The sequence below is a fragment of the Gordonia sp. IEGM753 genome (assembly GCF_050321825.1).
In the GTDB taxonomy this organism is placed as follows: Bacteria; Pseudomonadota; Gammaproteobacteria; order Pseudomonadales; family Pseudomonadaceae; genus Aquipseudomonas.
The window spans coordinates 315,088-341,291 of the sequence record NZ_JBNQGB010000003.1; the positions used below are offsets into that span (position 1 = coordinate 315,088).

Genomic DNA, 26,204 nt, shown 5'->3' on the forward strand with positions numbered 1-26,204 from the left:
TGGGTCGGTTGGTGAGTTCAAGGTCAATGTTTGGCGTTCCAGCGCGCCAGTAACGCTGGCAACTCGGTCAAGCTGCCAATCTCTGCATCCGGCGCTTTTGGTGCTTCCCACGCCTTACCTTGCGGGTTGAACCAGATTGCCCGCAATCCTGCCTGCTGGGCTCCGGCAATGTCATCGCCGGGATGATCACCGATATGCACCGCCGTCTCGGCCGTTGCGCCGCCACGCTGCAATGCTTCATGGAACAGTCGCGCATCCGGTTTGGCGACGCCGATGTCCTCGGCGCACAACGCAAACTTGAAGTAATCCGCCAGCCCTAACCGACGCACATCAGCGTTGCCGTTGGTGACGACGCCAAGGGCGTAATGCTTGGCCAGCGTCGTCAGCGTCGGCTCCACGTCAGGAAAGACTTCGAGCTGATGGCGTGCATGCAGGAACACTTCAAAACTCTGATCGGCCAGTTCAGACGCCTCGGCGTGGGGGTAGCCGGCTTCTTGCAGTGCGTGAAGCAGCACTTGGCGGCGCAATGCACTGATGCGATGTTTAAGGCCTGGCTCGCTGCTCAGAATACGCTCGCGAATCGTCCACAAATGCTCCACCGGTACCGCGCCCAGATTCGGTGCGTGTTCGGTCAACCATTCACGCAGTACGGCTTCGGCGCTGACGATCACCGGGGCGGTGTCCCACAAGGTGTCGTCGAGGTCGAAGGTGATCAATTGGATGGTCATGAGTCATCGCCCTTAATGCGTTTGGCCCGTGGATGGGCGCTGTCGTAAACCGTCGCCAGATGCTGGAAGTCCAGGTGGGTGTAGATCTGCGTGGTCTTGATGTCCGAGTGGCCGAGCAACTCTTGCACGGCCCGCAAGTCTTGCGAAGACTCCAGCAAATGGCTGGCAAAAGAGTGTCGCAGCATGTGCGGGTGCAGGTTCTGGCCCAGCTCGCGTTCGCCGGCAGCCTTGACCCGCACTTGAATTGCCCGAGGTCCCAGGCGTCGGCCCTGCTGGCTGACAAACACTGCATCGTCCGCCGGGTTGGTCAATGCGCGTAGAGGCAGCCAAAGCTCCAGGGCTTCGCGAGCCTTTTGGCCCACCGGCAACAGTCGGGTCTTACTGCCCTTGCCGATCACCTGAACCATCCCGTCAGCCAGGTCCAGTTGATCGAGATTTAGCCCGGTCAGTTCCGAAAGCCGCAATCCGCTGGAATAAAACAGCTCCAGGATCGCCTGATCCCGGCGCGCCAGGAAATCATCCTCTACCGCGCCTTCAAGCAGCTGTAATGCGCGATCGGTGTCGAGGGTTTTCGGTAAACGGCGTTCGCCTTTTGGCGGCGCGAGACCATTCGCCGGATCATGGTCGCAAAGGCCTTCGCGGTTCAAATAGTGATACAGACCGCGCACCGCCGACAGCAGGCGGGCCAGGCTGCGCGACGATTGGCCTTGCGAGTGCAGGCGGGCGATCAGGCTGCGCAGGCGCTGGATGTCCAGTGCGGCCCAACTGCCGATGTTCTGTTTAACGCACCAGCCCAGCACTTTGTCGAGGTCGCGGCGGTAGGCATACAACGTATGAGGCGACACCTGTCGCTCACTGCGCAGGTGTTCGCAGTAAGCGTCCAGTTGCCGTTCCATGATCAGCGTACCGAGCGTAGGGGATTGTTGACCCGTGGCAGCACGCGGCCCATGACTTCGGCGATGTAGCTCAGGAACAGCGTCCCGACCGAACTTTTGTAATGCTGTGGATCACGGCTGGCGATGGCCAGGACACCGTGAATGCCTTGGTGGCTGATGGCGACGACGGCTGTGGAACCGATCTGCTTGCGCTGCTCTTCGCCGAACAGGAAATCCAGTTCATGCTCACGCAGGCTGCCACTGACGCTTTTGTCTTCTGAGAGCAAACCGCCGATGGCCGTTTGCGCGTCGGCGTGAGTGACCCAGCGGCCCACGGGCATCGGGTTGTCGCCAAGCAGGATAAGGCTGACAAAAGGCACCTGGAAATCCTGGCGCAGACTGTCTTCAACGCTGATCACCACGTCTTCCAGACTGGCGGCGTCCATCAGCGAAAGAACGAGGCGACGGGTTTTATCGAAGAGGCGGTCGTTATCGCGAGCCACGTCCATCAAGTGCGACAAACGATGGCGCAACTCGATGTTGCGATCGCGCAGAATGGTCATCTGACGCTCGACCAAGGACACCGTGTCGCCACGCCGGTGCGGGATGCGCAACGCCGGGAGCAGTTCTTCGTGCTCGATGAAGAAATCCGGATGAGCCTCCAGGTACGCGGCAATTGCCGCCGCCTCAAGGCTTTCGGAAGGGGATTCGTCGGGCTGTCGGGCGGGAACCTGGGGCTTATCGGTCATGGTTTTAACTCACTCAAAGACGCACTTGTCCTTCATATACACGCACTGCCGGGCCGGTCATCAAAACCGGTTGGCCTGGGCCTGCCCATTCAATGGACAGACGCCCGCCGGGCAAGTCGATCAATAGTGGCGAATCCATCCACCCCTGGCTGATCGCGGCCACTGCAGCAGCACAAGCGCCGGTGCCGCACGCCTGGGTTTCCCCGGCGCCGCGCTCCCAGACGCGCAACTGCGCGCGATTGCGGTCGATGACCTGGAGAAAACCGACATTGACCCGCGCGGGGAAGCGCGGGTGATGTTCGATTTTCGGTCCCAGTTCATGCACCGGTGCATTGTTGATATCGTTGACCCGCAGTACGGCATGCGGGTTGCCCATCGACACGGCGGCCAATTCGACCGGTGTGCCATCGACGTCAACCTGGTAGCTCAAAGCCTGTTCGGTCGCCACAAACGGAATGTCGGCCGGTATCAGGCGCGGTGGGCCCATGTCGACGCTGATCTGGCCGTCGCTGCGGATGTCGAGCTCGATGATGCCGCTTTTGGTCTCGACGCGAATCTGCCGTTTTGCGGTCAGGCGCTTGTCGAGCACGAAGCGCGCAAAACAGCGCGCACCATTGCCGCACTGTTCCACCTCGGAGCCATCGGAGTTGAAGATCCGGTAACGGAAATCCACATCCGGGTTGCTCGGCGCTTCAACAATCAGCAACTGGTCGAAACCAATGCCGGTGTGCCGATCGCCCCATAGCTTTGCGTGTTTGGGCAGGATGTGCGCGTGCTGGCTGACCAGGTCGAGAACCATGAAGTCATTGCCCAGGCCGTGCATCTTGGTAAAACGCAGCAGCATGGTTTTACTCCGGCAGCAGGCTTTCGCCAGCGAACAACTCGGCTACCGTCTCACGGCGACGCACTTCAAATGCCTGATCACCGTCCACCAGCACTTCAGCGGTACGCCCGCGAGTGTTGTAGTTGGAACTCATGACAAACCCATAAGCGCCAGCGGAATGCACGGCCAGCAAGTCGCCTTCCTCCAGCGCAAGCTGACGATCCTTGGCCAGGAAGTCGCCGGTCTCGCAGATCGGCCCGACGATGTCGTAGGCGCGTGCAGCGGTATCGCGGGGGCGCACGGCAGTGACGTCCATCCAGGCTTGATACAGCGCCGGACGGATCAAGTCGTTCATGGCGGCGTCGACGATGGCGAAGTCTTTGTGTTCGGTGTGCTTGAGGTACTCGACCTGTGTCAGCAATACCCCGGCGTTGGCAACGATGAAGCGGCCCGGCTCGAACACCAGCGCCAGGTCACGACCGTCGAGGCGCTCGCGCACTGCTTTGATGTAGTCGGCAGCCAAGGGTGGCTCTTCATCGCGATAACGTACGCCCAGGCCACCACCGAGATCGATGTGGCGCAGGTAGATGCCGCATTCGCCGAGACGGTCGACCAGGTCCAGCAGGCGATCGAGCGCATCGATGAACGGCGGCAGCGTGGTCAGTTGCGAACCGATGTGGCAATCAACGCCCACCACTTCCAGGTTAGGCAACTGCGCAGCACGGATGTACACGTCTTCGGCATCAGCGATGGCGATGCCGAACTTGTTCTCTTTGAGACCGGTGGAGATGTACGGATGTGTGCCCGCATCGACGTCCGGGTTCACGCGCAGCGAGATTGGCGCGCGAACGCCCAACTCGGCGGCCACGATTTGCAGGCGCTCCAGCTCGTCAGTAGATTCGACGTTGAAGCAATGCACGCCCACTTCCAGTGCGCGACGCATGTCGTCACGGGTTTTGCCGACACCGGAGAACACAATCTTGTCGGCGCTGCCGCCAGCGGCCAGCACACGCTCCAGTTCGCCCCGGGACACGATGTCAAAACCAGCACCTAATCGTGCCAGGACATTCAGTACACCGAGGTTGGAGTTGGCTTTGACTGCAAAGCACACCAGGTGCGGCATGCCGGCCAGTGCATCGGCGTAAGCCAGGTACTGGGCTTCGATGTGGGCGCGCGAGTAGACGTAGGTCGGTGTGCCAAAGCGTTCGGCAATGGCGGACAGGGCAACACCTTCCGCGAACAGCTCACCGCCACGGTAGTTAAAAGCGTCCATGGCGTTCCCTTATTGGTAGACGTCGTGCTTGTGTGCTTTGGAAGCCGGCTGCTGCTGCGACGACTTGGCCTGCTCGGCAGGATCCTGAGTATCGTCAGGCAAATACAGCGGGCCCTTTTGACCACAAGCCGACACAAGACAAGCAACCGCGGCGAGGGCAGCAAAGGAAGAGATCAGGCGCTTCATGGCGAAATCCTTGAAAATGCGTTAATTGCGCCGGAGTATACCGGCCACCCGGCAGCTTGCCTATGCGACGTGCCTCCCGTCCGGCGGGCCTTGTGGTGAAGGGACTTATCCCCTTGCGACAAAGGTTTGCTCCCACAGGTGCTGTGTTTGATGTACCTATATCGGCCCTTGGTCGTTATCCTTTGCAATCACCGGGGCTCGCCCGTATCTTGCGGCGCTTGAGCGTGAGTAGACACTTTTTGAGGTTGCCGTAATGAGTTTGACCGAAGCCCGCTTCCACGATCTGGTCGATGCCACCCAGCAGTCGCTGGAGGATATTTTCGACGAGAGTGACCTGGATATTGATCTGGAGAGCTCCGCTGGCGTGTTGACCGTGAAGTTCGAAAACGGCAGCCAGCTGATTTTCAGCCGTCAGGAACCCTTGCGTCAGCTTTGGCTGGCGGCGGTGTCGGGCGGTTTTCACTTCGACTACGACGAAGAAAGTGAGCGCTGGATGTGTGACAAGAGCGAAGAACAACTGGGCGAAATGCTGGAACGCATCGTCAAGCAACAGGCCGGTGCCGAATTTGATTTCGAAGGTCTGTGAAGTTGTGAGCCAGCCTGCGCCTGTTCGTCCGCCGAAGCCGCTTTACAGCAATGTCAGCCCTGCAGTGGCTTCGCCTTGCAGCGGCGTGTGTCGGCTGGATGAGCAAAAGGTTTGTCTGGGGTGTTTTCGCCATGTCGAAGATATCCGCGAATGGCGTTCGGCCGATGATGAGCGGCGGCGGGTGATTTGCGCGCAGGCTTCGCAGCGTAAACACGTCGCCGGCGCCTGACTTGTATATTTATTGAGCTGTGATAGTGTCCGGTTACGCCTCAACCCATCGAGGCTCGTGAAAACCCCGCCTTTTTCTGGCGGGGTTTTGCTTTTTCTGTGCAGAAGAAAGGAGTCTGCCCGAATCATGACCGCACCTTCCATTACCCTTACCCGTCTGGACGTTCAGCGTCTGGAGCGTCTGATTGACAGCCTGGATGACACGCTGCCAGGCGTTATCGCGCTGCAAACCGAACTGGACCGCGCCGATACCCTGGTCGGTCACGATGAAGTGCCTGCCGATGTCGTGACCATGAATTCGCGCGTCCATTGCCGTGAAGAAAGCAGTGGCAAGGACTATCACCTGACGTTGGTATATCCGAAGGATGCCAATGCCGATGAAGGCAAGATTTCCGTTCTGGCACCTGTCGGTAGCGCACTGCTCGGGCTGAAGGTTGGCCAGCACATCGACTGGCCAGCGCCGGGCGGTAAAACCTTGAAACTGACCCTGCTCGAAGTCGAATCGCAGCCTACCAATGGCGGCGAGTTCACCGAATAAAGCCCTCAGACTTGCTCGAGGGCTTCGTTCAACGCGCGCTCCAAGTCTGCCTTGTAGCGCAGATACAGATTGCTTGAGCTCTGACCATCACCGAGCAGGCCCGACAGGTCCAGATCGGTGATGTAGCAGCGGTATCGCTCGACCTCGCTGCGCTGCGCGACAATTTCCCGGGCGACCACGCTGAACAATTGGTCGCCATGCTCCAACTCCGAAAACTCCTGCTGATTGCAGTACAGCGTCACTTGCACCTTGCCCGGGGTGGCTTTGCCGATGATTGCCTGCACGTCATAAAACGGTTTATTGACCGGGGTTTGCGGGGCTGATCGAGCTTCAACCCGGCGAGCCCGGCCAGTGCCCGATGGCAATAACTGGTAATACAAGGTGTCGAAACCGGACGGTTGGGCTGCTTCCATGGGCAGCAAGGCTTCGCGTCGGTACTGGATCGATTGCAGAAAGCGCTGCAGTGGCACCATCAGACTCTGCTCGTCGTGATAGGGCAGACGTTGTTGCCACAAGGCATTCAGTTCATCCAGCACGTATACGTCGGCCAGATCCTCGTTGATCCGGTAAAACACCTGAATGCACTCGGGCTGACCCATTGGCAGAATCATCGCCAGGTCGTTGCCTTCCAACGCTCTTGCATCCAGGTGCAATGGGCTGTAGCTCGCCAGTTCCTCACCCAGGTATTCCATCAGCGCCGGCAAATTGTCCAGGGCGACATGATTGACCTGGCCAGGTACCAACTCCAGCACGTGGTAATGCTGCTGCACCTGAATCAGGTAGCGGTGATTGAGCTTGCTCAGCAACAGGTTTTGCGCGGTGTCGAGGATCTCTTCCACTCGCCGGGCGATGAACTGAGCGCGGTTGTGGCAGAAACAACGCACGCGCAACGAGGGTTGTTGTGGGCTGTTCGGCAGGTTGTTGAGGTAATCACGTGCGCAGTCGAGCAAGGCGTGAGGACCCTCGAAGCGGTTGACCATCACCTCGTTCCAGCTATTGAGCGTGACCTGGTCCAATGTCAGGACCAGGTTTTCCCGAACCCCGGCGTAACTCAATGAATCCGTGCGCTCGGTGGTCATCAAGATATTCAGGTCGCGGTGATGCTTGAGCGGATCAATGCCGACGTTTACCAGAATCAGTACTTCGCTTGGCACGCTGGCGCGTAACAAGGGCTCCTCGGCAACCGTGGGCAGGGGCAAGGCGATGCTCTGTTGCAGGCTTCCAAGCAGATTGAACAGTTCGAACTCGCTCAAGTCGCTGGTGCCAGGGTGCAAAGCGAGGCGAGTGCTGCTGTCGATGACACCGTTGCGATGACACCAGGTCAGCAGCTCGAGCAACTGCCGGTTGCGTTTGATCGGCGCAAAATGCTCCCACTCGTGGGTCGCCAGGCTGCCGTTGTACAACCCCCATTGTGTTTGCCCAGGCTCTTTCTTGTCCGGCGCATGCACCAGCGTCAGCGTGTCTTCTGCCAAGTCCGGGGCGATACCCGGGTTGATGAACTCGACCTTGTCGGCCTTGCGTTCGAAGGCCGCGTACAAACGCCGGCCCAGCACACTGAGGTCGCGTTTGTTGATCAGGCTGACTGTTTGCTCGCTGCGAGCGAACTCGGTCAGAAAGCGATAACTGTAATTCAGCTCGTTGACCAGGGCCCGACGTTCCGCGCTGACTTGACGGACCTTCCACTGGCTGCGGCTGTCGAGCAGCGCTAGCTGACGCGGGTTCCATTGCCATTCGTGAGCCAGGCGTTCGAGCAGCGAGCGTTGCCAACTTTGAGTGCGGCTGTTGCCTGTGAGCTTGCGATTGACCTTCAAGTACAGCGCTCGACGCACCAGTTCCAGGCGCTGCGGTTCGCCACGGGCGGTGAGATATTCCTCGATACGCCGATAAACCACGACATACGGGTCAAGCTCATCCAGGTCGAGTTGATTGGCGAACACCGCTTCCTTGAAGCGAAGGCTCAGGCAGTGAACCCGTGGATGTTCGCTGGCGTAGACCTCGGTCAGTAACAACTTGAGGACCGATTTGTAAGGAGACTCGATGCCCTTGAACAGTTGCCAGAGCCCGGCGCCGATGAACTCACCGGGCGGGATGTAAGCCATGTTTCCCAGGTCCAGGGTTTCGTCGGCACGTATAAAACGTTTGGAAAGGAGCGTGTGGGTATAGCGGTCGTAGCTTGCCTCTTCGTAAACCGGCACCAGCCACCAGATTGGCGTGCGCCCCGCCAGCCAGATGGCCGTGCGATAGAACTCGTCCAGCAACAGATAATGCTGCGTACTGCCGCAGTTTTCGGAGCTCAACTGAGTGTCGCGCTCACCGCGCACGAAGCGCACCGGGTCGATCAGGAAGAAGTGCGCTTCGGCGCCTTGGCTGGCGGCCCAGGTTTCAAGTAACTGGCATTTCTTGCGCAGCTCGATGAGTTCGGTTTCGCTCAGGTCCGGCCCGTGGCAGACCCACACGTCCATGTCGCTTTGATCCGCTTGCGCCAGTGTGCCGAGGCTCCCCATCAGAAACAGACCATGGATGGGCCGTGGTGGATTGCTGCCGTGGCGTGGCTTGTAGGAAAAAGAGCGAGTCAGGCGCAGGGCTTCGGCAAGCACATTGGCATCAGGTTCGTAATTCGATAGTCCGGCCGGCGTGCTGCCTGAAACGTAACCTGGCAACAGCGGATGGTTGACGTGGAAGAACAGCGGTAACAGCGTCAACACGCCTTGCTGGCGTGTAGAAAGTCCTTCCATGGCGCGAGCCATGCGTTTTTCATTGAGCGTCAAAAAGCGTGCGCGCAACTGGCTGAGAACCTTGCGGTCGATTCCCTCGTCCAGGTCGGGACGGATTTCATGGTTGCGGGTCATTTCAGCTCAAACCGGCTCGCTAAGCTCGGACGTGGGGTCTGCGGATGAGGGGCAGTTTAGCGCCTCGGCCCCGGTACTTTTAAGCTGATTTTGTATTTCTGGCGTCAGATATCTATCGCAGCGCGACAGCGCCTGGCGGCGCAGATAGCCCGTTTGCCCGCGGAAATCCCGCAGCTGGGGTTTCCGGGGGCGATTCGGGGGTGTTCAGGCTGTTTCTTCGACGTTCAGAATGGTCAGCAGGATTTGTACACTTTGCGCGGCGTCACGGCCCAGGCTGGTCAGATAACCACCGTCAGGCTGATCGATCAGTTCTTTTTCATACAGGCGTTGGGCAGCGGCAATGGCTTTTGGGGCAGCGGTTTGATGAATTTTCAAACCTTCCTGGGAACTGTCCAGGTTGAAGAGGGCAAGGATTTCCAGTTCGGCAACCAACTCAGGGGTAAGCGACATAAGGACTCCAGACTTTCTAGGAATTGGACGACAGCGCCACTAAGGTGAGCGCACTCGTGCGGCATGTCCAGTGCTCGCATCAGGGTTTTTTACCTGGGTAGGCATTCCCTGATAACGGAATGCGTACCAGTGTAGTCAGCGTCTGGAAAATGGCCGCTGAAATTCAAACAATCGCAGGCTGCGATCCTTTAAGGTTATTTCTTTTCCGGTGGCAGCTCTGGCAACGCGCGCAGTGCGGTTTCGTACCATTGGGTATTGAAAGCGCGGTCTTCTTCGAGGATGGCGTCGATTTCTACTGCCAGGACGTGCGCCATCAGGCTAAGAATTTCTTCTCGTTCGTAACCCACCAAGGTCAGTTTGTTGAACGTTGCCTTGGCGGCTGGCGGATTGTCGCTTTCGATCTGGTTCTCGATGGCTTCAATCAGGGTGTTTTCAGCGAATTCTTCTTCGTCGCTATCGATGTCGCTTGGCTCGCTCATGGCAGGCTCCTGAAGTTAAGGCGGCCAGTTTACCTGCATTCAGCGTTGTGATGCTGCTGGCAAGAAAGCCTCGGGCGTTCTATAAACAGGCACTGCCAACCCCGCACGGCCTGGAGGCTTCACCATGCTCAAGCTTTATGGATTTTGTGTCAGCAATTACTACAACATGGTCAAACTGTCGCTCCTGGAAAAAGGCCTGCCCTTCGAAGAAGTGCCGTTTTACGCAGGCACCAGCCCTGAAGCGCTGGCCATAAGCCCGCGGGGGAAGGTGCCGGTGCTGCGCACCGAACAGGGCTTCATCAACGAAACCATGGTCATCCTCGAGTACATCGAGCAGACCCAAACGGGCGCGCCGCTGTTGCCTATCGATCCGTTCGAGCGGTCGCAAGTGTTGGCGCTGGCCAAGGAAATCGAGTTGTACATCGAGTTGCCCGGGCGGGCCAGTTATGGCGAAGCGTTCTTCGGCATGCCGGTGCCGGATGCGATCAAGGACAAGACCAAAGCCGAGTTGCTACTGGGCTTCGCCTCACTCGCCAGGCACGGCAAATTCGCCCCGTATGTAGCAGGCGACAGTTTGAGCGTGGCGGATTTGTATTTCCTCTACAGCGTGCCGTTGGCGTGTGCAGTAGGACAGAAGTTGTTTGGCCTGGACCTGTTGGCAGAAATGCCGGCGGCCAAAGCATTGCTGGAGCGTCTGGAACAGAATCCGCATGTGCAGCGGATCGCGGCAGACAAGGAAGCGGCGATGCCGGCATTCATGGCGATGGTCGCGTCCAAGAAATGAGCGTCGTGGCGCATTGAAGTCAGTCATCGCAGCAGGCTCGCTCCCACCGGGATTACGTGAACCCAGCGGGAGCGAGCCTGCTCGCGATGCTGTTAGCGGCTGGCGAGCAGCGCCTGACCTCGAACCACTGCCTTCTTGACCTGTGCCGGCGCAGTCCCGCCGATATGGTCGCGCGCATTCACCGAGCCTTCCAGGGTCAGTACGGCGAACACATCCTGATCGATCTGGTCGCTGAATTTGCGCAGCTCTTCCAGGCTCATTTCCGCCAGGTCTTTACCGCTTTCCACACCGTACTTCACGGCATGGCCGACGATTTCGTGGCAATCACGGAATGGCAGGCCGCGGCGTACCAGGTAATCGGCGAGGTCGGTGGCGGTGGAGAAGCCGCGCAGGGCCGCTTCACGCATGATCGCGTGCTTTGGTTTGATCGCCGGGATCATGTCGGCAAAGGCCCGCAGCGAGTCGCGCAAAGTGTCGGCGGCGTCGAACAGCGGCTCCTTGTCTTCCTGATTGTCCTTGTTGTAGGCCAGCGGCTGGCCTTTCATCAGGGTCAACAGACCCATTAATGCTCCGAACACACGCCCGGTCTTGCCGCGAACCAGCTCCGGCACGTCAGGGTTTTTCTTTTGCGGCATGATCGAACTGCCGGTGCAGAACCGGTCCGGTAGATCGATGAACTGGAATTGCGCGCTGGTCCACAGAACGAGTTCTTCGGAGAACCGGGACAAGTGCATCATTGCGATACTCGCCGCCGAGCAAAACTCGATGGCGAAGTCGCGATCGGAAACGTTGTCCAGCGAGTTACCGCCGACGGCATCGAAGCCCAGCAATTGTGCGGTGTATTCGCGGTCGATCGGGTAGGTGGTGCCGGCCAGCGCCGCGCTGCCAAGCGGCATGCGGTTGGTGCGCTTGCGACAGTCGACCAGGCGCTCATAGTCGCGGCTGAGCATTTCGAACCAGGCCAACATGTGGTGTCCGAACGTGACTGGTTGTGCGGTTTGAAGGTGAGTGAACCCTGGCATGATGCTACCTGCCTCGCGCTCTGCCTGCTCAAGCAGACCTGTTTGCAGGCGAGTGATTTCGGCCAGGATCAGGTCGATCTCGTCACGCAGCCACAAGCGAATGTCGGTGGCCACCTGATCGTTGCGGCTGCGCCCGGTGTGCAATTTTTTACCGGTCACGCCGATACGGTCGGTCAGGCGCGCCTCAATGTTCATGTGCACGTCTTCGAGGTCGATGCGCCAGTCGAACTGGCCAGCCTCGATTTCACCCTGGATGGTCTTCAGGCCATCGGCAATGCTGTCACGCTCGGCATCGGTCAGCACGCCGACCTTTGCCAGCATGGTGGCGTGGGCGATCGAGCCCATGATGTCGTGGCGATACAGGCGCTGGTCGAAGGTGACGGAGGCGGTGAAGCGGGCGACGAAGGCGTCGACGGGTTCACTGAAGCGGCCGCCCCAGGACTGATTGGTCTTGTCAGTGCTCATGAATTCGCTCGTATCGGCTGAAGAAAAATGGCGTTGGAAGCTGGCGCGAATAATAACAGGGTTGCCAATCCTGTCGTTGACACTGGTCGATACGTTTTTTTCTTATGGCGCGGTCCATACTCAACCCTTGAGCTTGAGCAGTTTGCATAACGATATTTTTCAATTGAGCAATATCGTCCCAGCAACCGTCTACAGTTGGACAGTAGGATCCGCGCACTTTTGAATGTTGCGCCTGACTATAGGAAGAGGGGGTGTTCATATTGTGTATCAGCAAACCCTATGGCGACGCCTCGCCAATGCGGGCCCGGGCCGCCAATTGCCCGGCAAATGAAAATTTAGCCGTCGCTCTGGCGGCACTTTTTGGCCCTCGCGCTAGTCTTAGCGTGGATCGCGGTGACGGACGTCACTTCACCTGTCTACGCTATCCTTGTGCGAGACTCACGCAGGAATCCAGCGCAATATGAATGTCCTGATCGTTGATGACGAACCCTTGGCCCGCGAGCGCCTGAGCCGAATGGTCGGCGAACTCGAGGGATACAGTGTCCTGGAGCCCGGCGCCACGAACGGCGAAGAGGCGTTGGCACTGATCGACAGCCATAAACCGGATATCGTGCTGCTCGATATCCGCATGCCAGGCCTTGATGGCTTGCAAGTGGCTGCGCGATTGTGCGAACGCGAAACCCCACCCGCCGTGGTGTTTTGCACAGGCCCCGATGAATTTGCCGTGGAAGCCCTTCAGGCTAGCGCCGTAGGCTATCTGGTGAAACCTGTGCGAACAGAACTGTTGCATGAAGCTTTGAAAAAGGCCGAGCGCCCCAATCGGGTCCAGCTCGCGGCCCTCACTCGTCCTGCCGCCGAGACCGGTAGCGGTCCGCGCAGCCACATCAGTGCCCGAACCCGTAAAGGCATTGAACTCATCCCGTTGGATCAGGTGGTCTATTTTATCGCCGATCACAAATACGTGACCTTGCGCCACGAGGGCGGCGAAGTGCTGCTTGATGAGCCGTTGAAGGCGCTTGAAGATGAATTCGGCGACCGTTTTGTGCGTATCCACCGCAATGCTCTGGTCGCTCGTGAACGAATAGAACGCTTGCAACGCACACCTTTGGGCCATTTTCAGCTATTTCTCAAAGGCTTGAATGGCGATGCCCTGATTGTCAGTCGGCGTCATGTGGCCGGCGTACGCAAAATGATGCAACAGCTTTAACTCGGCACTCACAGCGATTTTCACCGCCATTTACCGGACATCCAAGGCCAGGGAGGCCACGCAGTTTCTGATACAAGTCAAAGTGGATTTGGCTGAGCTGTTATTATCCGCCGTATCTATTCAGTACGGATTGATCCATGTCCTCTCGCGAAATCCGCATCGCCACCCGCAAAAGTGCTCTCGCCCTGTGGCAGGCCGAATACGTCAAAGCCCGTCTGGAAGAGGCCCATCCGGGTCTGCTCGTGACTTTGGTGCCTATGGTCAGTCGCGGCGACAAGCTGCTCGACTCGCCGTTGTCGAAAATTGGCGGCAAGGGCCTGTTCGTCAAGGAGCTGGAAACGGCGCTACTGGAAAACGAAGCCGATATCGCTGTGCATTCCATGAAGGATGTACCGATGGACTTCCCCGAGGGCCTCGGACTTTTCTGCATCTGCGAGCGTGAAGACCCACGCGACGCCTTCGTTTCCAATAATTACTCCAGCCTTGATGAGTTACCGGCGGGCAGCATCGTCGGCACTTCCAGCCTGCGCCGGCAGGCTCAATTGTTGACGCGCCGCCCGGACCTGGAAATCCGCTTCCTGCGGGGCAACGTCAACACGCGCCTGGCCAAGCTCGACGCCGGCGAGTACGACGCCATTATCCTCGCCGCCGCGGGTTTGATTCGACTGGGCTTCGAAGATCGCATCACCTCGGCAATCAGCGTTGACGACAGCTTGCCCGCCGGTGGCCAAGGTGCCGTTGGCGTCGAGTGTCGCAGTGTCGACAGCGAAATCCATGCCTTGCTCGCGCCGCTGCATCACCACGACACTGCCATTCGCGTCAGTGCCGAACGTGCTCTCAACAAACACCTGAACGGCGGCTGCCAAGTGCCGATTGCCTGCTATGCCGTGCTTGAAGGCGAGCAAATCTGGTTACGGGGTTTGGTGGGCGATCCGAGCGGCGGCTTATTGCTGAGCGCCGAGGCGCGAGCACCGCATCGGGATGCCGAGGCATTGGGCGTGCAGGTTGCCGAAGACCTGCTTGGCCAGGGCGCCGGCGATATTCTCAGAGCGGTGTACGGCGAGGCAGGTCACGAGTGACAGGTTGGCGCTTGTTGCTGACGCGTCCTGCCGATGAATCGGCGGCGCTGGCCCTTGTATTGGCCGAGGCAGGCATTTTCAGCAGCAGTTTGCCGCTTCTGGAAATAGAACCGGTCCCGGTCTCTGATGCAATGCGCACAGTGATTCAGGCGCTGGATCATTTTTGTGCAGTGATTGTGGTCAGCAAGCCTGCCGCACGAATCGCGGTCGAACTTATCACTCGATACTGCCCGCTGGCCCCGCGCCAGAAGTGGTTCAGCGTGGGCGCAGCAACGGCGCAGATTCTCGAAGCGCGTGGCCTGGACGTCAGCTTCCCGGTAGAAGGCGACGACAGTGAGGCGTTACTTCGACATCCAGGCTTGCGCGAGGCTATCGCCGGGCCTGATCCGCGCGTGTTGATCATGCGCGGGGAGGGTGGCCGTGAGTGGCTCTCTGAGCGTTTGCGTGAGCTTGGTGCTAGTGTCGACTATCTGGAGTTGTACCGTCGCGGCTTGCCCGACTACCCACAGGCTGTGTTAGCTGAGCAGATTCAGGCGGAACGCTTGAACGGGCTGGTGGTCAGCAGTGGACAGGGTTTTGAGCATCTGCGCCACTTGGCTGGCGATGCATGGCCGCAATGGGCAAAGTTGCCGTTGTTTGTGCCAAGCCCAAGGGTCGCCGAGCTGGCACGTGCCGCCGGTGCCCAAACAGTTGTGGATTGCCGTGGCGCGAGTGCCGCGGCTTTGCTGACGGCGTTGCGGGAGCATCCCGAACCCGTTCTCTAATGCAAAGGATGGATACGTGAGCGAAACAGCCTTGCCAAAAGATGACGTTCAGCCCGTGCCTGTGGCGCCGGTTGAATCAACTGCTGAAACCGTGCCACCCGCTACAGCGCAGCGCCGAGGCAATGGGCTGGCAATCGTCGCACTGTTGCTGGGCGCCGCCGGTATTGCCGTTGGCGGCTGGGGTGTCTGGCAGGTGCGTCACCTGCAAGCCAATAACCAGCAGCAACTGAGTCAGATGCAGGCGCTGAATGATCAAGCGCAGAGCCTCAAGCTCAATGAGCAACGCCTGAGTGCGCGCCTTGAGCAACTGCCTCCCGCCGAGGAACTGGACGCGCGCAGCCGGTTGGTCACTCAGTTGCAGGGTGATCAGCAGCGTTTGAATCAGCGTCTGGAAACGGTCCTGGGTGCGAGTCGTAAAGACTGGCGCTTGGCGGAGGCCGAGCATCTGCTGCGTCTTGCCAGCCTGCGCCTTTCCGCTTTGCAAGACATCAGCAGTGCTCAAGCCTTGGTGCAGGGCGCGGATGAAATCCTTCGAGAACAAAATGACCCGGGTTCATTTGCTGCCCGCGAGCAAGTGGCCAAAACGCTGGTCGCGTTGCGCAGCACCGAACAGCCAGATCGCACCGGGCTCTTCCTGCGCCTCGGCGCATTGCGAGATCAAGTCATCAATCTCACGGAGCTGGCGCCTGAGTACAAGGACCGGGGTGAATCACTGTTGGGGCTGACCGCTGATGGCGATGGCGCCAGTCGTTGGGCGCAATGGTGGGATCAAATCTCGCGCTACATCCGCATTGATTTCAATGCCGATAAAAATGTCCGTCCGTTGCTCGCTGGCCAGAGTCTGAGCCAGGTACGCCTTGCCCTGAGCCTGGCGCTTGAGCAGGCGCAATGGGCCGCACTCAATGGTCAGGCCGAGGTTTATACCCAGGCGCTGAGCGAGGCGCGCGATGTACTCAAAGGCAATTTCAACCCGGACAACCCGCAGAGCAAGGTGATGCTTGAACAGGTTGGCGAGTTGAGCAAGCAGCCCGTCACCGTGATTACTCCAGACCTGACTGCCACATTGAGCGCTGTTCAGGGTTATCTGGAGCGGCGTAATGTCAATGCCGAAGACTCGATCAAGCCGATGGCCAAGCCTGCCGCCGACACTGCGCAGGAGCCCACGCCATGAAGCGTCTGTACGTGATTGTGTTTTTGGTCATCGCCGCTGCGGCTGCGTTGGGGCTGGCTATAGCCGAGCATTCTGGCTACGTGTTGATTGCCTACAAAAGTTTCCGCTTCGAATCCAGCCTTTGGGCCACCCTGGCATTGGTCGCGGTCCTGTGGCTGATCTTCTGGGGCATCAAGGCATTGATCGAATTGGTCATGGCTTCAAGTGGCGTGGTCAATCCCTGGTCGCGACGCAATCGCAGCCGACGCGTACAAACGGCTATCGAACACGGTCAGCTGGACCTTGCCGAAGGCCGTTGGGCCAGCGCACAGCGCCACTTGCACCGGGCGGCTGAGGCGGAGCGCCAGCCACTGCTGTACTACCTTGGGGCCGCTCGGGCGGCGAATGAGCAAGGTCACTACGAAGAAAGCGACAATCTTCTGGAGCGCGCATTAGAGCGCCAGCCTCAAGCCGAATTAGCGATTGCCCTTAGTCACGCTCAATTGCAAACCGATCGTGGTGATACCGAAGGCGCCTTGGCAACCTTGCAGGCCATGCACGAGCGTCATCCGCATAACGTACAGACGCTTCGCCAGTTGCAGCGTCTGCATCAGCAGCGCGGTGATTGGTCGGCGGTCATTCGCCTGTTGCCGGAGTTGCGTAAGGACAAGGTGCTTCCACCCGCCGAGCTGTCGGAGCTGGAGCGCCGCGCCTGGGGTGAAAATCTTTCCTTGGCGGCGCATCAGGAGGAGGACGGCGCGGTCGGTTTGCAATCGCTGAACCGGGCTTGGCAGCAACTCAGTTCTGCGCAGCGCCAAGAGCCGCAATTGGTGCTTGCCTACGCCGAGCAACTTCGCCAGTTAGGGGCTCAGGTCGAGGCCGAGGAAGTGCTGCGCACAGCGCTCAAGCGCAATTACGACAGCCACCTGGCGCGTCTCTACGGACTGGTTCGGGGCAGTGATCCCGCGCGCCAGCTTCAAACCGCGGAAGGCTGGCTCAAGGATCATCCCGCTGACCCAAGCTTGCTGCTGACACTGGGTCGTCTCTGTTTGCAAAGCAGCTTGTGGGGCAAGGCGCGCGACTATCTGGAAAGTAGCCTGCGAGTGCAGCGCAATCCGGAAGCCTGTGCGGAGCTGGCTCGATTGCTGGCGCAATTGGGCGATACCGAGCGCAGTAATCAGTTGTTTCAGGAAGGCCTCGGATTGTTGGATGAGCGGTTACTGGCGGCTCCATTGCCGGCGCCGGTATACGCTTGATTTCAGGCTGAGGGACTTGCTCACTCAGCCTGAAAGCAGCTCTAAACTACCAATTTTCCTCTTTCGTCAGCTGTCTTCGGCAGAGTCCTACAAAGGATTACACCTGATCCTCTCGATTCTGTCGGGATTTCCCTACGCTTCTGTTGAAGTGTCCCTGTCAGCCCGTCTTGAAACGCTGGCGCGCTTTCCTCTACCGTAACGGCCTGTCTCCACTGTCTCGGAAAAGCCATGTCTTTGGCCTGCTCTCGCTCCTTGTTTTTCACGGCTTTCGCTGCAACTGCTTTGGCGTTGGGCGTCTCCTATTATCTGGAATATGTCATCGGCTTCGAACCTTGCGCGTTATGCCTGTTGCAGCGGATATGCCTCGCATTATTTGCCGGTGTTTGCCTGTTGGCTTCAGTGCATGGGCCTGGCGATATCGGCTCCTTCGTGTACTGGCTGCTCGGCCTGTTTTGCAGCGTGGGAGGTACGGTGGCGGCGGCGCGGCAGGTGTTATCGCAAAGCGTTCCCGACGCAGTGGACATTTCCTGGACGATGGTCGACCTGAGCATTCCCGAGTGGAGCCTGTTGCTCTTCGTTGGCCTACTGACCCTAAGCGTTTGCCAGTTGCTGCGCCTGGTTCGGATCGCTTGTCAGCGACCGCTCAGCGGCGAACCGTCGCACCGCGCAGTGGCAGGCGATTAAACACTTGTATGAACTTTATCTCCTGCGTACCTTGAAGCCATTGTCGCGCGGGCATAATCTGGCCCGCACGTGTCATTGGAATTATGTTGCTCGAATGACGCTCTGCCTGGCCGATTCTTGATTTTCAAGTGCGCGCAGGTGTAGAGCAGCATGCCCACAAGGGAAGAGAGATCACCATGCTCGAAAGTTGTCAGAATGCTCAGGAACGCTGGGGTGGAGTGCATCTGCTGATCGATCGCTGGTTGCAGGAGCGTCACGAACTGGTTCGGGCCTATGATGCTCTCGGCGCCAAGCCTGAGGCGCTGGGCGAAGACCGAAAGCCGCTGCAGGAATTTTGCGGGGTGCTGGTTGATTACGTGTCTGCCGGGCATTTCGAAATCTATGAACAGCTGACAGGGGAAGCCAAGGCTTTCAATGACGAGCGAGGCCTGAAACTGGCCGAGACGATCTATCCACGGATCGATGTCATTACCGAGAAACTGCTGGCGTTCAATGACCTTTGCGATGCTGGCAAGTGCGTCGCCGACGAATTCAAGAAGCTTGGCGGTCTGTTGCATGAGCGCTTCGAACTCGAAGACTGCTTGATCGAAGTGCTGCACACGGCTCACAAGGAAGAGGATTCGGTTCAAGCCTGAATCTCTTCTGTGCAAGACCTCAAAAACGGTGCGCTATGCGCGCCGTTTTTTGTGTCCGGTATTTAGCTCGTCGCGCCGCGCAATTCGACTTCAAATACCAGCGGAGTAAATGGCGCGATCAAGTCGCCGGCACCGTCGGCGCCATAGGCTTGGGCCGATGGAATCACCAGTCGCCATTTTGCGCCGACCGGCATGTTTTGCAGAGCAGTGCGCCAGCCAGTGATCACACTGTCGAGGCTGAACCACTGCGGTTGGCTGTTCTGATCGAACACGGTGCCGTCGGGTAAACGACCGATATACAGCACTTGAACTTTGCCATTCGGACCGGCCTTCGCGCCATTACCCGCCGTTAACTCCGTCAGCAAAATTCCATCTGCGAGCTCACGAACCCCAGGCTTGGCTTTTTCTTCAGTGAGAAAGCGCTGCTCTTTTGCGAGCGCCACTTCGCTCTGTGGCATGGCCGGTTGCTCTGCGATCTGCGCTTCATGGTCGGCAAGGATTTGTTCGATCTGTGCGTCGCTCAATGCCAGCGGTTTACCTTGATAGGCTTGCTGCAAACCATCGAGCAATGCCTGCAATTGCAGGTCGGGAACCTCCTGGCGCAGACGCTCGCCAAGACTTGCGCCCAAGCTGTAAGCGAGATTGTGAGGATCATTTGCGGGGGATTTTTCGTCGGCATGAGCCACTGGAAAAAACATGCACAGCGATAAAAAAAGGTAACGCGACATGGGCGCTCTCCGACCTGAGATGTGCCGGATTATGCCAGTGTGAAAGCGCTCAACGGTGAACTGGTTTCGCCTTGGCGAAGAAGAGTTTTCAATTCGTTGCAACGCAGCGCATTCGATACTGTCAACATGACCTAGCGGCGGTAGCAGCAGAGGTCTAGTATGAGCCGCACTCACGTCAGCCAGGAGGTAAACCATGTCGGCCACCAAGAAGCCTGTAAATACTCCGTTGCACTTACTCCAACAACTCTCGGGCAGCTTGCTCGAGCATTTGGAAACCGCTTGTTCGCAAGCCTTGGCTGATGCTGAAAAACTGCTCGCCAAGCTCGAGAAGCAGCGCGGAAAAGCACAGGAAAAACTGCACAAATCCCGTACCAAATTGCAAGGTGCTGCGTCGGCCGGTAAGGCCAAGGCGCAGACCAAAGCCAAAGGCGCGGTGAAAGAACTGGAGGACTTGCTCGATGCCCTCAAGGATCGTCAGTCCGAGACTCGTACCTACATTGTGCAACTCAAACGCGATGCTCAAGAAAGCCTGAAACTGGCCCAGGGTGTTGGTCGTGTACAAGAAGCTGTCGGCAAGGCGCTGTCCCTGCGTTCAGCCAAGCCTGCTGCGGCCCCTGCCAAGAAAGCTGCAGCTAAACCTGCGGCCGTAAAAGCACCGGCCAAGCCTGCAGCAGCACCTGCCAAAAAAGCGCCTGCCAAAGCAGCCGCCAAACCTGCAGCGAAAAAACCAGTCGCAGCCAGCGCTGCGAAGCCAGCCGCTAAACCGGCAGCCACCAAGCCTGCAGCAGCCAAACCTGTTGCTGCAAAAACAGCGGCCGCGAAGCCTGCTGCAGCAAAAACAGCCGCTGCCAAACCAGTGGCGAAAGCTGCTGCAAAACCAGCTGCAAAACCAGCTGCCAAACCTGCGGCAAAAGCTGCTGCGAAACCAGCTGCGAAAACCGCTGCCAAGCCAGCCGCTAAGCCAGCAGCAAAAACTGCAGCCGCCAAACCTGCTGCCAAGCCAGCCGCCAAAGCTGTTGCTGCTAAACCAGCGGTCAAAGCTGTGGCTAAGCCAGCCGCTAAACCTGCTGCAAAAGCACCCGCCAAACCTGCTTCGGCCAAGCCTGCAGCAACTGCCAAACCGGCCACCGCCAGCGCTGCCAAACCGGCTGCAGCCAAACCTGCTGCCAAGCCAGTCGCGGCTAAACCCGCTGCCAAGCCTGCTGCAAAACCAGCCGTGAAAAAGCCAGTTGCAGCCAAGCCTGCTGCTGCTAAACCCGCTGCTGCACCGGTTGCCAAACCGGCTACCCCAGCATCGCCAGCGCAGTCGGCACCTGCCGCGAGCGCCTCGACAACCACGCCAGCGGCATCGCCGGCGAATGTGTCGAGCGTCAGCAGCACCCCAACCAGCGCTTCTTAAGCGTTGGTGATCGCGACGCGCAGCTGATGCAGCGCGTCGCGGTCAAGGTTGGCGGCGCCCGCCGCTATACCTTCCAGCCAGGTCGATAGATCGTTTGCTTCATCACGTGGCCAGCTCTGCGCCAATCGTTCCAGCCGCAACAGCAAATGTCGTTCGGCTTCCAGTTCCAGAGACTTTACTTTCTCGCGCAGCGCATTCAGTGCCTGATCTTCTTGCGCGACGGTTTTCCATCGCGTGCGCAATGTCCTTAGCGGTTGTACAACATCCGCGTCCCAGGCTTCGGCCAGGCTACCTAGCTGCTGTAGTCGATGCGCGCTAAAGGCCACCCCTTGTTTTTCCAGCCACATTCCACAAAGCAACAGGCACACGTTGATTCCCGCTGACTGTAATTGCAGGCAGGCCCGTTCAACGTCGGGTAGTGCGTAGGTGGTGATGGAAAAGCTCCACAGGTCAGAGGACATAGTGCTACTCGCGCTAGTTGCGAGCGAAGCTGGTAGACTCCGCCGCCATTATGATTCGACTTCAGAACCTGACTTTACAGCGTGGCCCGCAACGTCTGCTAGAAGACGCCGAGCTGACCCTGCACGCCGGCCACAAAGCCGGCCTCATCGGTGCCAATGGCGCCGGCAAATCGAGCCTGTTCGCCTTGCTTCTGGGTGACCTGCACCCGGACTCGGGTGACTGCTTGCTGCCGGGCGACTGGCGCATCGCCCACATGCGCCAGGAGATCGACACGCTCGAACGCGTTGCGGTCGACTATGTGCTCGATGGTGACCTGCGGTTGCGCGAGGTGCAACGAGACCTTGCCGCGGCCGAAGCAGCGCATGACGGTGCCGCTCAGGCCCGCTTGCACGCAGAACTCGACAGCGCCGATGGTTACACCGCGGATGCCCGGGCGCGCAAGCTGCTCGCGGGCCTCGGGTTTACCAACGATCAGATGGACCGTCAGGTCGGTGATTTCTCTGGTGGCTGGCGGATGCGTCTGAACCTGGCGCAGGCCTTGATGTGTCCATCGGACCTGCTGCTGCTCGACGAACCGACCAACCACTTGGACCTCGACGCCATCATCTGGCTCGAAGACTGGCTCAAAAGTTACCCCGGCACCTTGATGCTGATTTCCCACGACCGGGATTTCCTCGACGCTGTGGTTGATCACGTGGCTCATGTCGACCAGCGCAAGATCACTCTGTATCGCGGTGGTTATAGCGCCTTCGAACGCGCCCGCGCCGAACGTCTGGCCCAGCAACAACAGGCCTACGAGAAGCAACAGGCGCAACGTGCGCACATGGAAAGCTACATCGCCCGCTTCAAGGCTCAGGCCACCAAGGCCCGTCAGGCGCAGAGCCGCATCAAGGCCCTGGAGCGGATGGAAGAGCTGTCGGCTGCCCACGTCGATTCGCCGTTCGACTTCGTTTTCCGCGAATCACACAAGATCTCCAGCCCGTTGATTGATATCTCCGACGCTCGCCTGGGTTATGGCGAGCGCGCGGTGCTGGAGAAGGTCAAGCTGCAACTGACCCCTGGCGCACGCATCGGTTTGCTCGGTCCCAACGGTGCCGGTAAATCGACCCTGATCAAAAACCTTGCCGGTGAGCTGCAGCCGTTGTCCGGTCGCCTGACCCGTGGCGAAAACACCGTGGTTGGCTACTTCGCCCAGCATCAACTCGATTCCCTCGACTCCAAGGCCAGCCCGTTGCTGCACATGCAGCGCTTGGCGCCGACCGAGCGTGAGCAGACCCTGCGCGACTTCCTCGGCGGTTTCGACTTTCGTGGTGCGCGCATCGACGAACCGGTGCTGAACTTCTCCGGTGGCGAAAAGGCTCGCCTGGCACTGGCACTGATCGCTTGGGGCCGACCGAACCTGTTACTGCTCGACGAACCGACCAACCACCTGGACCTTGAAATGCGCCTGGCTCTGACCATGGCCCTGCAGGAGTTCAGTGGTGCGGTACTGGTCGTGTCCCACGATCGTCATTTGCTCAAAAGCACCACCGACAATTTCTATCTGGTGGCGGACGGCAAGGTCGAGGAGTTCGACGGCGACCTGGAAGACTACACCCGCTGGCTGGTCGAATATCGTCAGCGCAATGCCCCGGTCAGCAATACACCGGTTAATCCTGACAAGACTGACAAGAAGGCTCAGCGTCAGGCTGCAGCGGCGTTGCGTCAGCAACTGGCGCCGCACAAACGTGAAGCCGACAAGCTGGAAGCCGAGTTGGGCAAGCTGCACGAAAAGCTGGCGAAAATCGATACCAGTCTGGGCGACAGTGATATTTACGAACCTGCACGCAAGAATGAGTTGCGTGATCTGCTGGCTGAACAAGCCAAGCTGAAGGTGCGTGAAGCAGAGCTGGAAGAGGCCTGGATGGAAGCTCTGGAACTGCTTGAAAGCATGCAGGCGGAGTTGGAGGCGTTGTCCTGATGGACGCTTTCAAATTGCCGCTGCCGGCAATGTGGGTCGAGCCAATCTGGCTCGGCGTACAGATCCTGCTGATTCTATTGGCGGGCTACTTCGCTCAGCGCTTCGTCGCCAAATGCCTGACCCGGTTGGGCGAGCGTTATCCGTTTCCGCCGCAGTTGCTGATGCCGCTGCGCGGAGGCTTGCGTTGGCTGATCATGGGCAGTGCGCTGATCTTCGTGCTCGAACGGCTTGGGGTCTCGGCGACGGTGCTCTGGACCGCGCTGTCGGGGTTTGTTGCCGTAGCGGCCGTGGCGTTTTTCGCCATGTGGAGCGTGCTCTCCAACCTGTTGTGCGCCATTCTGATTTTCACTGTCGGCCCGTTTCGTTTGGGCGACGTGGTCGAGTTGGTAGACACCACCGATAAGCCAGGCGTCAAAGGCCGGGTGGTGGCAATCAATTTGCTGTACACCACACTGATCGAAGCCGAAGAGCTCGGCACCGGCAGCGCCATGGTGCAAGTGCCTAACAGCCTGTTCTTCCAGCGTTCTGTCCGGCGTTGGCGCGGCACGGATGTATTCCCCTCCAGCGGGTTTGAAAAGTAGTTCTTCTTTCGCCTGACGCACCGCCTTCGTAAGCGAGCCCGTTCCTACCGTTGACCACTTTCTTATCCAGTGGCTCGATCAGTGTGGGCGCGGGCTTGCTGGCGAATGGGCCGGTCCCCCTGAACATTGGTCGGCTGACGCCCGCACCCGGTAAAAATCGGTAGTCATCCGGCCAAAGCCGCATTAGCTTAGACACCTGAAACGAGTCCGAGTCGAGGTGTGCAATGGAGATTCAAACATGGCTGGCATTTTTTGCCGCCTGCTGGGTGATCAGTTTGTCGCCCGGTGCCGGCGCCATTGCGTCGATGTCCAGTGGTCTGCAATACGGTTTCTGGCGCGGTTACTGGAACGCATTGGGGCTGCAACTGGGCCTGGCGGTACAAATTGCGATTGTCGGTGCAGGCGTGGGCGCCATTCTCACGGCCTCGGCGACGGCTTTCTATGCGATCAAATGGTTTGGCGTGGCGTATCTGGTTTATCTGGCGGTCAAGCAATGGCGCGCGCTACCCAGCGAGATGACCGACAACGCGGCGGTAAGGCCGATCGGCAAACCGCTGGTACTGGTTTTTCGCGGTTTCCTGGTGAACATCAGCAACCCGAAGGCATTGGTGTTCATGCTGGCTGTGTTGCCGCAGTTCATTGACCCGCACGCGCCGCTGCTGGCTCAGTACCTGATCATCGGCGTGACAATGGTGTGCGTTGATCTGGTCGTCATGGCCGGTTACACCGGGCTGGCGTCGAAGGTGCTGCGTTTGTTACGCACGCCCAAGCAACAAAAACGTATGAACAGAACCTTTGCCGGCCTGTTCATCGGTGCGGCTGCGTTCATGGCGACGCTGCGCAAAGCGGCGATGTAAAAGCGGTCAGGTACAAAAAAGGCGACCTCTTCAGGTCGCCTTTTTCATTGCGGCAAACACGCTTCAGCGCAAAATAACCGGCGCCGTGTCCCTCGGCAGGTTGTTGCGCAACGGCGCTTGCCCCGGTTGCTCACTGACGTTGCCACCGAGTTGCTCGCTCAATTGGCGGGCCACGTCTTCACCCAGCGATTTGGACACGTCACGGACTACGCGCGGGCGATTCAGCGAGATGCGAACATCGCGATGGTTCATCAACTTGGTGTCCTGACCTTCGCCCATCGCCGTGAAGGCCGAGGTGATTTCGAAGGTTTTGGTGTTGATCAGGCTGAAGTCTGCCACCAGCGTCAGCGCCAATACCGCCGAATAGCTGTTGGTGTTGGCGAGTTCGTTAATGTCCCGGTTGAAGTCGATGTCCGACACCGTTCCGAACAGCACATAGTCGGCGCCTTTGAAGTTGCCGGCCTTGATGCGTTTGATCACGTCATAGACATCACCCTTGGACGCTGCGGTGTAAGGCGTGCCTTGCACTAACTGGAACATCCCGGAGCGCAGCATTTCACCCTTGATGTCGCCGGTGAATTTACGCAGCTCACCTTGTTCGATGTAGCTGCTGGTGGCTTCGATTTCGTTGTAGCTCGAAGAACCACTGGCGCTGTAGCGGTTTGCCTGGAAATTGCTTTGCGCCGAAACGATGTGGATGTATTGCTCCACTCGCTCCTGGTAGGCCAGGTCGGTCACTGCAACTTTAGGCGCCGCTTGGGCGCTGAATGCGCAAACCAGGGCCATCATGCCAATCCATGCACGCATTGGTTAACGCTCCGTGGTCTTGCGGATCTCTTTTTCGTCCATCCACTCGGCCAGACCGCTTTCAACGTCGATCAATTGCAGGCTGAATTTGTAGAAGACGTCCTTGTAGTCGGCGCTGCGCTTGACGATCGAGCTGATCGAACCTTCGAGGCGGTATTTGGCCGCGATCATGTTGCCGGTCTTGGCCACAGTGCCTTTCTTGTACAGGCCGCTCTGGTTTTGCAGCTTCAGTTGATCAACCTGACTTTGCATCGCGGTATTGTCGCTGGCGAAGCGCGCGGTACCGGTTTTCATCAGCTGAGTTTTGATGCTCGTGGTGATTTCACGCGTGTCGATGTACTCGCTGGTCTTGTTCTTCACGTCGTAAACCTGCACCACTGGACGGCCCTGCAAAATGCCAGACTGGGCAAGGGAGCGGGTCATGGTTTCGGCGATCATCTGCAAGTCGGTGGAACCGAACTCGTTGGTCACGGTTTCTACAGCCTTGGTGTCGCCATAGCTGATGTTTTTGCTGCCCAGGGTTGGCGAAGTGTTGGCGCAACCGCTGGCCAGAAGGGCGATAACGGCAATGAACGAAAAGCGTAAAAACATGGGAATGCT

The 26,204-nt window shown here is 58.7% G+C and carries 29 protein-coding genes; 15 read left to right on the forward strand and 14 right to left on the reverse strand.

The features are described from left to right. Positions 1–23: 23 nt before the first annotated feature. Genes ACQR3R_RS18375 through lptM form a run of 6 tightly spaced genes read right to left on the reverse strand, consistent with a single transcriptional unit; the run spans position 24 to position 4,634 of the window. Positions 24–728 carry an HAD-IA family hydrolase gene (locus ACQR3R_RS18375; RefSeq protein WP_428273961.1) on the reverse strand — a complete coding sequence of 235 codons (705 nt, stop codon included), beginning with the start codon at positions 726–728 and terminating at the stop codon, positions 24–26. Then, entirely contained in the window at positions 725–1,624 is a 900-nt protein-coding gene (gene xerC / locus ACQR3R_RS18380) for a tyrosine recombinase XerC (protein ID WP_428273963.1), read from the reverse strand. The genes ACQR3R_RS18375 and xerC overlap by 4 nt, the downstream gene beginning before the upstream one ends. Positions 1,625–1,626: 2 nt before the next feature. Continuing rightward, entirely contained in the window at positions 1,627–2,352 is a 726-nt protein-coding gene (locus tag ACQR3R_RS18385) for a DUF484 family protein (RefSeq protein WP_428273965.1), read from the reverse strand. Positions 2,353–2,365: 13 nt separating this feature from the next. After that, positions 2,366–3,196, reverse strand: a complete 831-nt coding sequence (gene dapF / locus ACQR3R_RS18390; protein WP_428273967.1) for a diaminopimelate epimerase — start codon at positions 3,194–3,196, stop codon at positions 2,366–2,368. A gap of 4 nt (positions 3,197–3,200) precedes the next feature. After that, a complete protein-coding gene (gene lysA / locus ACQR3R_RS18395) occupies positions 3,201–4,448 on the reverse strand; it encodes a diaminopimelate decarboxylase (protein ID WP_428273969.1) in 1,248 nt (415 codons plus the stop codon). Between the two features lie 9 nt (positions 4,449–4,457). Continuing rightward, positions 4,458–4,634: an LPS translocon maturation chaperone LptM gene (gene lptM / locus ACQR3R_RS18400; protein WP_428273971.1), complete on the reverse strand. Its 177-nt coding sequence runs from the start codon at positions 4,632–4,634 to the stop codon at positions 4,458–4,460. Between the two features lie 253 nt (positions 4,635–4,887). On the opposite strand from lptM, the gene cyaY reads away from it, so the two are divergent. From cyaY to rnk, 3 genes are all read left to right on the forward strand, one after another. Next, complete coding sequence (cyaY, locus tag ACQR3R_RS18405) at positions 4,888–5,220, forward strand: iron donor protein CyaY (RefSeq protein WP_017341439.1); 333 nt, start codon at positions 4,888–4,890, stop codon at positions 5,218–5,220. A 64-nt stretch (positions 5,221–5,284) separates the two neighbouring features. Then, the gene (locus ACQR3R_RS18410; protein ID WP_428274448.1) at positions 5,285–5,449 is read left to right on the forward strand and encodes a DUF1289 domain-containing protein; all 165 of its coding nucleotides are present in this window, start codon (positions 5,285–5,287) and stop codon (positions 5,447–5,449) included. A 126-nt stretch (positions 5,450–5,575) separates the two neighbouring features. After that, the gene (gene rnk / locus ACQR3R_RS18415; protein WP_428273974.1) at positions 5,576–5,986 is read left to right on the forward strand and encodes a nucleoside diphosphate kinase regulator; all 411 of its coding nucleotides are present in this window, start codon (positions 5,576–5,578) and stop codon (positions 5,984–5,986) included. A gap of 5 nt (positions 5,987–5,991) precedes the next feature. On the opposite strand, the gene ACQR3R_RS18420 is transcribed toward rnk, so the two are convergent. From ACQR3R_RS18420 to ACQR3R_RS18430, 3 genes are all read right to left on the reverse strand, one after another. Further along, the gene (locus tag ACQR3R_RS18420) at positions 5,992–8,835 is read right to left on the reverse strand and encodes a class I adenylate cyclase (protein WP_428273976.1); all 2,844 of its coding nucleotides are present in this window, start codon (positions 8,833–8,835) and stop codon (positions 5,992–5,994) included. Positions 8,836–9,039: 204 nt separating this feature from the next. Further along, positions 9,040–9,285 carry a TIGR02647 family protein gene (locus tag ACQR3R_RS18425; RefSeq protein ID WP_428273978.1) on the reverse strand — a complete coding sequence of 82 codons (246 nt, stop codon included), beginning with the start codon at positions 9,283–9,285 and terminating at the stop codon, positions 9,040–9,042. A gap of 194 nt (positions 9,286–9,479) precedes the next feature. After that, positions 9,480–9,764, reverse strand: a complete 285-nt coding sequence (locus ACQR3R_RS18430) for a hypothetical protein (protein ID WP_428273980.1) — start codon at positions 9,762–9,764, stop codon at positions 9,480–9,482. Between the two features lie 124 nt (positions 9,765–9,888). Between ACQR3R_RS18430 and ACQR3R_RS18435 the strand changes: the two genes are divergently transcribed. Next, positions 9,889–10,548, forward strand: coding sequence for a glutathione S-transferase N-terminal domain-containing protein (locus ACQR3R_RS18435; protein ID WP_428273982.1), 660 nt, complete (start codon positions 9,889–9,891; stop codon positions 10,546–10,548). 92 nt (positions 10,549–10,640) lie between these two features. Here the strand turns inward: ACQR3R_RS18435 and argH are convergent, their stop codons facing one another. Beyond that, positions 10,641–12,035 (reverse strand): argininosuccinate lyase, encoded by a 1,395-nt coding sequence (argH, locus tag ACQR3R_RS18440; protein ID WP_428273984.1) that lies wholly within the window; start codon positions 12,033–12,035, stop codon positions 10,641–10,643. Positions 12,036–12,495: 460 nt separating this feature from the next. Between argH and ACQR3R_RS18445 the strand changes: the two genes are divergently transcribed. From ACQR3R_RS18445 to rsd, 7 genes are all read left to right on the forward strand, one after another. Next, positions 12,496–13,242: a response regulator gene (locus ACQR3R_RS18445; RefSeq protein WP_428273986.1), complete on the forward strand. Its 747-nt coding sequence runs from the start codon at positions 12,496–12,498 to the stop codon at positions 13,240–13,242. 137 nt (positions 13,243–13,379) lie between these two features. Next, positions 13,380–14,321, forward strand: a complete 942-nt coding sequence (gene hemC, locus ACQR3R_RS18450) for a hydroxymethylbilane synthase (protein WP_428273988.1) — start codon at positions 13,380–13,382, stop codon at positions 14,319–14,321. Next, positions 14,318–15,085, forward strand: coding sequence for a uroporphyrinogen-III synthase (locus ACQR3R_RS18455; protein WP_428273990.1), 768 nt, complete (start codon positions 14,318–14,320; stop codon positions 15,083–15,085). The genes hemC and ACQR3R_RS18455 overlap by 4 nt, the downstream gene beginning before the upstream one ends. A 16-nt stretch (positions 15,086–15,101) precedes the next feature. Further along, positions 15,102–16,256, forward strand: a complete 1,155-nt coding sequence (locus ACQR3R_RS18460) for a uroporphyrinogen-III C-methyltransferase (RefSeq protein WP_428273992.1) — start codon at positions 15,102–15,104, stop codon at positions 16,254–16,256. Further along, positions 16,253–17,491 (forward strand): heme biosynthesis HemY N-terminal domain-containing protein, encoded by a 1,239-nt coding sequence (locus ACQR3R_RS18465; protein ID WP_428273994.1) that lies wholly within the window; start codon positions 16,253–16,255, stop codon positions 17,489–17,491. Before ACQR3R_RS18460 ends, ACQR3R_RS18465 begins: the two co-directional genes overlap by 4 nt. 228 nt (positions 17,492–17,719) lie before the next feature. Continuing rightward, a complete protein-coding gene (locus tag ACQR3R_RS18470; protein ID WP_428273996.1) occupies positions 17,720–18,175 on the forward strand; it encodes a disulfide bond formation protein B in 456 nt (151 codons plus the stop codon). A gap of 176 nt (positions 18,176–18,351) precedes the next feature. Further along, entirely contained in the window at positions 18,352–18,810 is a 459-nt protein-coding gene (gene rsd / locus ACQR3R_RS18475; protein ID WP_428273998.1) for a sigma D regulator, read from the forward strand. A 62-nt stretch (positions 18,811–18,872) separates the two neighbouring features. Here the strand turns inward: rsd and ACQR3R_RS18480 are convergent, their stop codons facing one another. Next, positions 18,873–19,538, reverse strand: coding sequence for an FKBP-type peptidyl-prolyl cis-trans isomerase (locus ACQR3R_RS18480; RefSeq protein ID WP_428274000.1), 666 nt, complete (start codon positions 19,536–19,538; stop codon positions 18,873–18,875). A gap of 193 nt (positions 19,539–19,731) precedes the next feature. Here ACQR3R_RS18480 and ACQR3R_RS18485 point away from each other — a divergent pair, with 193 nt between their 5' ends. Then, the gene (locus tag ACQR3R_RS18485; protein WP_428274002.1) at positions 19,732–20,937 is read left to right on the forward strand and encodes an AlgP family protein; all 1,206 of its coding nucleotides are present in this window, start codon (positions 19,732–19,734) and stop codon (positions 20,935–20,937) included. On the opposite strand, the gene ACQR3R_RS18490 is transcribed toward ACQR3R_RS18485, so the two are convergent. After that, positions 20,934–21,398: a TIGR02444 family protein gene (locus tag ACQR3R_RS18490; RefSeq protein WP_428274004.1), complete on the reverse strand. Its 465-nt coding sequence runs from the start codon at positions 21,396–21,398 to the stop codon at positions 20,934–20,936. The genes ACQR3R_RS18485 and ACQR3R_RS18490 overlap by 4 nt on opposite strands. Before the next feature lie 50 nt (positions 21,399–21,448). Here ACQR3R_RS18490 and ACQR3R_RS18495 point away from each other — a divergent pair, with 50 nt between their 5' ends. From ACQR3R_RS18495 to ACQR3R_RS18505, 3 genes are all read left to right on the forward strand, one after another. Next, positions 21,449–23,359, forward strand: coding sequence for an ATP-binding cassette domain-containing protein (locus ACQR3R_RS18495; RefSeq protein WP_428274006.1), 1,911 nt, complete (start codon positions 21,449–21,451; stop codon positions 23,357–23,359). Beyond that, positions 23,359–23,940 carry a mechanosensitive ion channel domain-containing protein gene (locus ACQR3R_RS18500; RefSeq protein WP_428274008.1) on the forward strand — a complete coding sequence of 194 codons (582 nt, stop codon included), beginning with the start codon at positions 23,359–23,361 and terminating at the stop codon, positions 23,938–23,940. The genes ACQR3R_RS18495 and ACQR3R_RS18500 overlap by 1 nt, the downstream gene beginning before the upstream one ends. 224 nt (positions 23,941–24,164) lie before the next feature. Then, positions 24,165–24,797, forward strand: coding sequence for a LysE family transporter (locus ACQR3R_RS18505; RefSeq protein ID WP_428274010.1), 633 nt, complete (start codon positions 24,165–24,167; stop codon positions 24,795–24,797). Between the two features lie 63 nt (positions 24,798–24,860). On the opposite strand, the gene ACQR3R_RS18510 is transcribed toward ACQR3R_RS18505, so the two are convergent. Both ACQR3R_RS18510 and lpoB read right to left on the reverse strand, forming a co-directional pair. Next, positions 24,861–25,604, reverse strand: a complete 744-nt coding sequence (locus ACQR3R_RS18510; protein ID WP_428274012.1) for a hypothetical protein — start codon at positions 25,602–25,604, stop codon at positions 24,861–24,863. 3 nt (positions 25,605–25,607) lie between these two features. Continuing rightward, entirely contained in the window at positions 25,608–26,195 is a 588-nt protein-coding gene (lpoB, locus tag ACQR3R_RS18515) for a penicillin-binding protein activator LpoB (protein ID WP_428274014.1), read from the reverse strand. Between the last annotated feature and the right edge of the window lie 9 nt (positions 26,196–26,204).